Raw genomic sequence first — 6,805 nt, 5'->3', positions numbered from 1 at the left:
AATACGCGATCGGGTTGGGGGTGGGTCAGCATCGCCATTCACTGGGCGAGCGCGCTGGCGATTTTCGGTCTGTTCGCCCTGGGCTGGTGGATGACCGGCCTGGGGTACTACGATCACTGGTACCACCTGGCGCCATGGTGGCACAAGTCGATAGGCATCCTGGTGCTGCTGGTGAGTGTCCTGAGGGTGATCTGGAGGGTGCTGCAGCCGACGCCGGTCGCACACGGCTCGCGGCTGGAACGCGACGCGGCGCACATCGGCCATGGCCTGATCTATGCGCTGATGTTCGTCGTGATGATCTCCGGCTACCTGATTTCCACGGCGGAAGGCGACGGCATCAGCGTGTTCGGCTGGTTCACCATGCCGGCGCTGGTGTCGGGTTTGCCGGATCAGGCCGTGCTGGCAGGTGACGTGCACTGGTACGCGGCCTGGGCGCTGGTGGTTCTGGCCGTCGGCCACGGTCTGGCGGCCTGCAAGCACCACTGGCTGGATCGCCAGGATACGCTGGTCCGGATGCTGACGCCCCGTGCGGGCAGGCAGCGCTGATCACGCTTTTCCGGCCACGGCGGCCGGCTCCCGTGCCGAACGCCCTGGCCGAATCGCTCGGCAACATGAATTCAATCGCTTCGAGGAGCAAGACGATGTTGAAGAAGACCGCACTGGCCACGCTGATCGCCGCCGCGTCGGCCATGCCGCTGGCCCAGGCCCAGGCAGCCGACTACAAGATCGACACCGAAGGCCAGCACGCCTTCATCCAGTTCAAGATCAGCCACCTCGGCTACTCGTACATTCTGGGCAACTTCAAGTCGTTCGACGGCGGGTTCAGCTACGATCCCGAGTCGCCGGACGACTCCAGCGTCAACGTGACCGTCGACGTCGACAGCCTGGAAACCAATCACGCCGAGCGCAACAAGCATATCCTGAGCGGCGACTTCCTCAACGCGGGCGAGTTCCCCCAGGCCACGTTCAAGTCCACCAGCTTCGACGTCGACGATGATGGCGAGGAGGCCGAAATGACCGGCGACCTCACCATCCATGGCGTGACCAAGCCGGTCACGTTCGAGGTCGATCACATTGGCGGCGGCGACGATCCGTGGGGCGGCTATCGGCAGGGCTTCGAAGCTTCCACGACCCTGGATCTGGCCGATTTCGATATCGACATGAGCCAGTTCCCGGAGCCGATGCACAGCGTCGAACTCTATATCGTGCTCGAGGGTATCCGTCAGTAGGACGTTTCGGGCAGGGAGGGCGGCCGGTGCCGACCTCCAGAGACGGGATCCCGGCCATGGTGCCGGGATCTTGCGTCCTGGGATGTCGGTTGGCGGGGAAGCGTCCGGACGGCCGCGGCAGGGTTCAGCGGTCGCCCAGGTAGTGCGCCACCTCGCGGCGGTCGCGACGATGCTTCCAGCGCCGAACCCAGCGACCGCGGCACCAGAGCGGGCCGCGCCAGGCGATGTCGCGGAGATCACCCAGGTTGAGCGCCTTCCAGCGCTCGCCCTGGCCATGGCGCGGCAGGGTCCGAGACTCCCCTCCGACCGCCTCTTCCAGCGACGCCAGCAGCAGCGCGGTGCGCTCGCGTGTGGTCAGTCCCTCGCCGCGGCCGGCGGGCTTCTCCCTGGCCAGAAACAGGTTCGGGTCTTGCCGGCTACGCAGTTTCGCGTCGACATCGATGGCGGCGTTCTCGTCCCGGGTCAGGCCGAACATCTCGAGCGTGGGCGAGGGTTTCAGGTGATCGGTCACGACGAGTAGATCGGCGTCGACCACGCTGCCGTCGTCCAGGATCAACTGGCCCTGATGGTAGCGGGTTGCCGTCGCGACCAGCTCCAACTGCAGTCCGCGACGATGCAGGCGCTGGGTCAGCCAGCGATTGGCACGCTGGCAGGCGCCGGGGAGCAGCTTCCGGTCATTGGCGATCAGCGTCACCGGCAGCCGACGTCCGTAGCGCTCGCCCAGTGCCAGCAGGTTGGCGGCCAGCTCGACGCCACTCGGCCCACCGGCGAGGAGCGCGACGCGCGGCAGTCTGGCCGCAGCGCCTGCGAGCTGGCTCTCCAGCCGTTGGCGCAGTTGCCACAGATCGTCGGCGGAAGCGGTGAAAACGCCCTGCGCGGTATAGAAACCGGGGATGGCGTGTTCATCCACGACGGGCGGCAGGTCGAGCGATAGCCAGTCGTAATCGAGTTCGCGCCCGTCGGTGAGCGTGATTCGGCGCTGGTGTCGATCGACCTGCGCCACGCCGGCGCGGACATGGACGCCGCCGTGAACGGCGATGCGGTCCGCAGGGAGACGAACGTCGTCGCGCTGCCATTCGCCGCCCAGCATGCCGCCAAGCCAATCCGAGAATGCGAAGTCCTGCCGGGTGACCAGCGTCACTCGAGCACCGCGTCGCACGAGGCGCTCTGCATGGGCTGCAACGTGGAGATGGGAGTCGCCGTTGCCGACGAGCACCAGATGCCGGCCCTCGGGCGGGCGGTCGGAAGAGCGCGGCTGGGTATTGGGCATGCCTCGATCCGGGCGGAAAATCAGCGTTCAGTCTAGCATGGGCTGGGAGCGAGGCTTGAAGATGTCGTTTTCACCCACAGTGTCGTTCTAGCCGGCCTTCGATTTCATCCGATCTTTCCTACCAAGGAGACAGCATCATGGCACGTCATATACTGCCGCAACCCGGTCTGGGAACCTATCGACTCAAGGAGCAGGCGGTGATCGACTCGGTGACCTCCGCCCTCGAACTCGGCTATCGCCATCTCGACAGCGCCCAGATGTATGAAAACGAGGCCGCGGTGGGCAAGGCGATCCGCCAGAGCGGCGTTCCGCGCGACGAGCTGTTCGTGACCACCAAGGTCTGGTGGGACAAGCTGGAGCCGAAGGCGCTGACCGGAGCCATCGAGCAGAGCCTCGAGAACTTCGGCCTCGACCGGCTCGATCTGATCCTGATCCACTGGCCTTCGCCCGGCGACGAGGTCCCGATGGAGGATACCCTTGCCGCGCTCGATGCCGCTCGAGCTCGCGGTTTCACCCGGCATATCGGCGTTTCCAACTTCACCGTCGCGCAGATCGACCAGGCCCTCGGCCTGCCGGGCGGCGAGAACATCGTCACCAACCAGATCGAGGTGCACCCGTTCCTCGCCAACCGCAAGCTGGTCGAGCACTGTCAGGCCAAGGGGCTCGATGTCACGGCCTACATGCCGCTGGCGGTGGGCAAGGTGATGAAGGACCCGGTGCTCCAGCGTATCGCCGACGCCCACGATGCCTCTCCGGCGCAGGTCGCCCTGGCCTGGATCGCGGCACGCGACATCATCGTGATTCCGTCCTCCACCAATCCGGCCAACCAGAAATCCAACCTCGAGGCGATGAACCTCCGGCTCAGCGACGACGAGATCGCCCGGATCGACGATCTCGATCGCGGGGACCGGCAGGCCAATCCGTCGTTCGCCCCGGATTGGGACGAGTGAAGCCGGTCGGCGAGTGCGGTGGGCGCCGTCCCGGCAGGCGTCGTGAAACGCCGGCGTTCACGGTCGTCGAATTTTTGTCGCGCTCGCGGGTCAAAGCGTTACCGTTTCAAGAGGATCAGCGATGCGTACACGGATGATGGCGAAGCGAAAGAGTCCCGGTCTGCGCCCGGGGTTGGGACTGGGTACAGGCGTACTGGCAGCCATGCTGGCGTTGCCGGTCTGGGCCCAGGATGGCGCGGCGACGCAGGATTCGGCGCCGAATGTCGCGTCGGAGGATGAAGCGCCGCAGGCGCCCGCCAACGCCTCCCAGGTCGACCATGAGTCGATCGAGAAATCCGGCGGCGTCGGTCGGGAGAACGCCGGTTTCACCGCTGGCGGCGCCCAGACTCCGGTCGACCAGCGCCCCAACGCCTTGAGCTTCGATCAACTGGATGTGGACGGTGATGGCGTGATCGACGAGGACGAGGCAGTCAGCGCCGAGCAGCGGAACCTGTTCCAGCAGCTCAACGATCCGGAAGCCGGCGGCGTGACACGGGAACGCTTCGAGCAGGCGATGGGCGCCGATACGTTAGCCGAGTGAGACCGCCATGCCGTGGCGTTCTCCATCCCCGAAAAAAAATCCCGGCCTGAGCCGGGATTTTTTTGTCTAGTCGCGGGTGTGAGGCCGGGGTCAGTCGACGACGGCGGCGATCGCCTTGGCCACGTAGGGCAGGTTCTCGCTGGTGAATCCGGCGACGTTGGCGCGACCGGAGCCGACCATGTAGATGCTGTACTCGTCGCGCAGCCGCTTGACCTGCTCGGTGGAGAGCCCGGTGTAGGAGAACATGCCGCGTTGCTCGGCCACGTGGGCAAAGCACTGGTCGAGGCCGTAGGGCTTGAGCGAATCGACCAGGTCGCGACGCAGCGTGTTGATGCGGTCGCACATCTCGGTCAGCTCGCTTTTCCAGAGCTGGGTCAGCTCCTCGGACTCGAGAATGTCGACCACAATCGCCGCGCCATGGGAGGGCGGGGTCGAGTAGTTCTCGCGCGCCACGATCGCCATCTGGGAACGCACGTTCTCCATCTGCTCGGCGGTCTTGGCGATCACGATCAGGCAGCCGGTACGCTCGCGGTAGAGGCCGAAGTTCTTCGAGCAGGAGCTGGTGATCAGCATCTCCTCGAGATTCTCGGCCAGCAGGCGGACGCCGAAGGCGTCGATGTCCAGGCCGTCACCGAAGCCCTGGTAGGCGAAGTCGACCAGCGGCAGCAGCCCGCGCTCCTGGACCACGTCCAGAACCTGGCGCCACTGCGCCTGGTTGAGGTCGAAACCGGACGGGTTGTGGCAGCAGGCGTGCAGCAGCACCACATCGCCCTGGGGGATCTGCTTGAGTGCAGCCAGCATGCCGTCGAAGTCGAGACGATTGCTCTCGTCGACGTAGGGGTAGCGCTGGATCGGGATCTCGGCGCCCTCGAAGATGCCGATGTGGTTCGGCCAGGTCGGGTTGGAGAGCCACACGCTCTTGCCCGGCAACTGGGTGCGGATGAAATCCGCCGCCAGGCGCAGGGCGCCGGTGCCGCCGGGTGACTGGGTGGCGCTGGCCCGGTTGGCGGCCAGGACCGGCGAATCCGGACCCAGTACCAGTGGCAGCACCGCCTTGCCGTAGCGCGGATCGCCGTGAGAGCCGATGTAGCTCTTGGTCTTCTCGCTCTCCAGCAGACGTGCCTCGGCCTGTTTCACGGCGCGCATGATCGGCGTATTGCCGTCGGGATCCCGATAGACGCCGACGCCGAGATCGACCTTCTGCGGATTGGCATCCTGATTGTACGCTTCGATCAGCCCGAGGATGGCATCTCCCGGGACGCGCTCGATCTTCTCAAACATTAGCGTGCACTACCTCGTCGGTTCTGGCGGCCATGATGAAATCGTTGCGATGCAGGCCGCGGATCTTGTGGGTCCACCAGGTCACGGTGGCCTTGCCCCATTCGGTGGTGATCGCCGGGTGATGGCCTTGCGACTCGGCGAGTTCGCCCACGCGGTTGGTGAAGTCCAGGGCCTGCGCGAAATTGCGGAACGTGAAGCTTCGCTGCAACTGCATGATGCCACCGCGTTCCACGATCTGCCACTTGGGCAGGGCCGGAAGCAGCTGGTCGATCTGCTCCGGCGTCAGGCGCGCTGCCTCTCCGTGGCAGGCGCTGCAGTGCTGTTCGGCGAGGGTCGGCATGGCTCGGTCTCCCTGCATGAATGGCAAGCGCCATGCGGCCTCGTCATGGCGCGGAATGTGGTGGCCGGCGGTCAGGCGAACCCGACGACCTCGTGTGGCACGTAGGGCGCTTCCAGGCCCTCGACTTCCTCCGCCGTCAGCGTGATCTCCAGCGCACCCAGCGCCTGATCCAGATGGTGCGGCTTGCTGGCGCCGATGATGGGAGCGGTGATGCCGGGTTTCTGCAGCAGCCAGGCCAGCGCGATCTGTGCGGGGGAGACGTTGCGTGACCCGGCGAGTCCTTGCAGCGCCTCGATGACCGGTGCGTCACGTTCGAGCCCCAGTTTCCAGTTGCGCATCTGCTCGTCGCTCCTGGCGCGCGTGGTACTGCCTTCGCTGCCCACCGGCTTGCTGCCGGCGAGAATGCCGCGGGCCAGCGGGCTCCACGGAATCACGCCCACGCCCTGGTCCAGGCACTGGGGAATCATCTCGCGCTCCTCCTCGCGGTAGATCAGGTTGACCATCGGCTGCATGGTGGCGAACTTCGTCCAGCCGTTGCGCTCGGCGACGTGCTGCGCCTTGGCGAACTGCCAGGCGTGCATGCTGGAGGCGCCGATATAGCGCGCCTTGCCCGCCTTGACCACCTCGTGTAGCGCCTCCATGGTCTCCTCGATGGGCGTGTCGTAATCCCAGCGGTGGGTCTGGTAGAGGTCGACGTAGTCCATGCCCAGCCGTTCCAGCGAGGCATCGATGGCGTGATGGATATGCTTGCGCGACAAGCCGCGCTCGTTGGGGGACTTGTTGCCGGTGGGGTTGTAGACCTTGGTCGCCAGCACCACCTCCTCCCGCCGCGCGAAATCCTTCAGTGCCTTGCCGACGACGCGCTCCGACTCGCCGTCGGAGTACATGTCCGCGGTATCGAAGAAGTTGATGCCGGCATCCAGCGCCTGCTGGATGAAAGGGCGGCTCCCGGCATCGTCCAGCACCCAGTCGCGCCACTGAGGCGTGCCGTAGGTCATGGTGCCGAGACAGAGCGGAGAGACCTTGAGGCCGGTACGGCCGAGGCGACGGTATTCCATGCGAGAACTCCCGGTGAATTGTGGATGAAGGGACTTCTCACCATAGCAGTCAATGGCGGGTTCGTTACGCGGATCGCCATGACCCGGCAGGCCATCC

General features: G+C 65.6%; 8 protein-coding genes. 4 read left to right on the top strand and 4 right to left on the bottom strand.

All coding sequences use genetic code 11. The features are described 5' to 3' along the window. Nucleotides 1-546, top strand: a 546-nt coding sequence (locus tag AC3AYF_RS16410) for a cytochrome b (protein WP_487780017.1), incomplete at its 5' end; no start/stop codon positions are given. 95 nt (nucleotides 547-641) lie between these two features. Next, entirely contained in the window at nucleotides 642-1,229 is a 588-nt protein-coding gene (locus AC3AYF_RS16405) for a YceI family protein (RefSeq protein ID WP_295040711.1), read from the top strand. A gap of 124 nt (nucleotides 1,230-1,353) precedes the next feature. Here the strand turns inward: AC3AYF_RS16405 and AC3AYF_RS16400 are convergent, their stop codons facing one another. Then, nucleotides 1,354-2,499, bottom strand: coding sequence for an NAD(P)/FAD-dependent oxidoreductase (locus AC3AYF_RS16400; RefSeq protein ID WP_295040712.1), 1,146 nt, complete (start codon nucleotides 2,497-2,499; stop codon nucleotides 1,354-1,356). 137 nt (nucleotides 2,500-2,636) lie between these two features. On the opposite strand from AC3AYF_RS16400, the gene dkgB reads away from it, so the two are divergent. Both dkgB and AC3AYF_RS16390 read left to right on the top strand, forming a co-directional pair. Then, a complete protein-coding gene (gene dkgB / locus AC3AYF_RS16395) occupies nucleotides 2,637-3,449 on the top strand; it encodes a 2,5-didehydrogluconate reductase DkgB (RefSeq protein ID WP_295040714.1) in 813 nt (270 codons plus the stop codon). Between the two features lie 121 nt (nucleotides 3,450-3,570). Then, the gene (locus tag AC3AYF_RS16390) at nucleotides 3,571-4,029 is read left to right on the top strand and encodes an EF-hand domain-containing protein (RefSeq protein WP_295040716.1); all 459 of its coding nucleotides are present in this window, start codon (nucleotides 3,571-3,573) and stop codon (nucleotides 4,027-4,029) included. A 90-nt stretch (nucleotides 4,030-4,119) separates the two neighbouring features. Here AC3AYF_RS16390 and AC3AYF_RS16385 read toward each other — a convergent pair whose 3' ends face one another. From AC3AYF_RS16385 to AC3AYF_RS16375, 3 genes are all read right to left on the bottom strand, one after another. Then, nucleotides 4,120-5,310 carry an amino acid aminotransferase gene (locus tag AC3AYF_RS16385; RefSeq protein WP_295040718.1) on the bottom strand — a complete coding sequence of 397 codons (1,191 nt, stop codon included), beginning with the start codon at nucleotides 5,308-5,310 and terminating at the stop codon, nucleotides 4,120-4,122. Beyond that, nucleotides 5,303-5,650: a 4a-hydroxytetrahydrobiopterin dehydratase gene (locus AC3AYF_RS16380; protein WP_295040720.1), complete on the bottom strand. Its 348-nt coding sequence runs from the start codon at nucleotides 5,648-5,650 to the stop codon at nucleotides 5,303-5,305. Before AC3AYF_RS16380 ends, AC3AYF_RS16385 begins: the two co-directional genes overlap by 8 nt. A gap of 71 nt (nucleotides 5,651-5,721) precedes the next feature. Then, the gene (locus AC3AYF_RS16375) at nucleotides 5,722-6,708 is read right to left on the bottom strand and encodes an aldo/keto reductase (RefSeq protein WP_295040722.1); all 987 of its coding nucleotides are present in this window, start codon (nucleotides 6,706-6,708) and stop codon (nucleotides 5,722-5,724) included. Nucleotides 6,709-6,805 lie beyond the last annotated feature (97 nt).

The organism is Salinicola sp. (assembly GCF_982684285.1).
The sequence above is the reverse complement of the archived record's forward strand: the minus strand, read 5'-3'. Positions and strand labels throughout refer to the sequence as shown.

Coding starts and splice junctions, on each gene's coding strand:
- AC3AYF_RS16405 (WP_295040711.1), top strand. CDS start 642: ATGTTGAAGAAGACCGCACTGGCCACGCTGATCGCCGCCGCGTCGGCC.
- AC3AYF_RS16400 (WP_295040712.1), bottom strand. CDS start 2,499: ATGCCCAATACCCAGCCGCGCTCTTCCGACCGCCCGCCCGAGGGCCGG.
- dkgB (WP_295040714.1), top strand. CDS start 2,637: ATGGCACGTCATATACTGCCGCAACCCGGTCTGGGAACCTATCGACTC.
- AC3AYF_RS16390 (WP_295040716.1), top strand. CDS start 3,571: ATGCGTACACGGATGATGGCGAAGCGAAAGAGTCCCGGTCTGCGCCCG.
- AC3AYF_RS16385 (WP_295040718.1), bottom strand. CDS start 5,310: ATGTTTGAGAAGATCGAGCGCGTCCCGGGAGATGCCATCCTCGGGCTG.
- AC3AYF_RS16380 (WP_295040720.1), bottom strand. CDS start 5,650: ATGCCGACCCTCGCCGAACAGCACTGCAGCGCCTGCCACGGAGAGGCA.
- AC3AYF_RS16375 (WP_295040722.1), bottom strand. CDS start 6,708: ATGGAATACCGTCGCCTCGGCCGTACCGGCCTCAAGGTCTCTCCGCTC.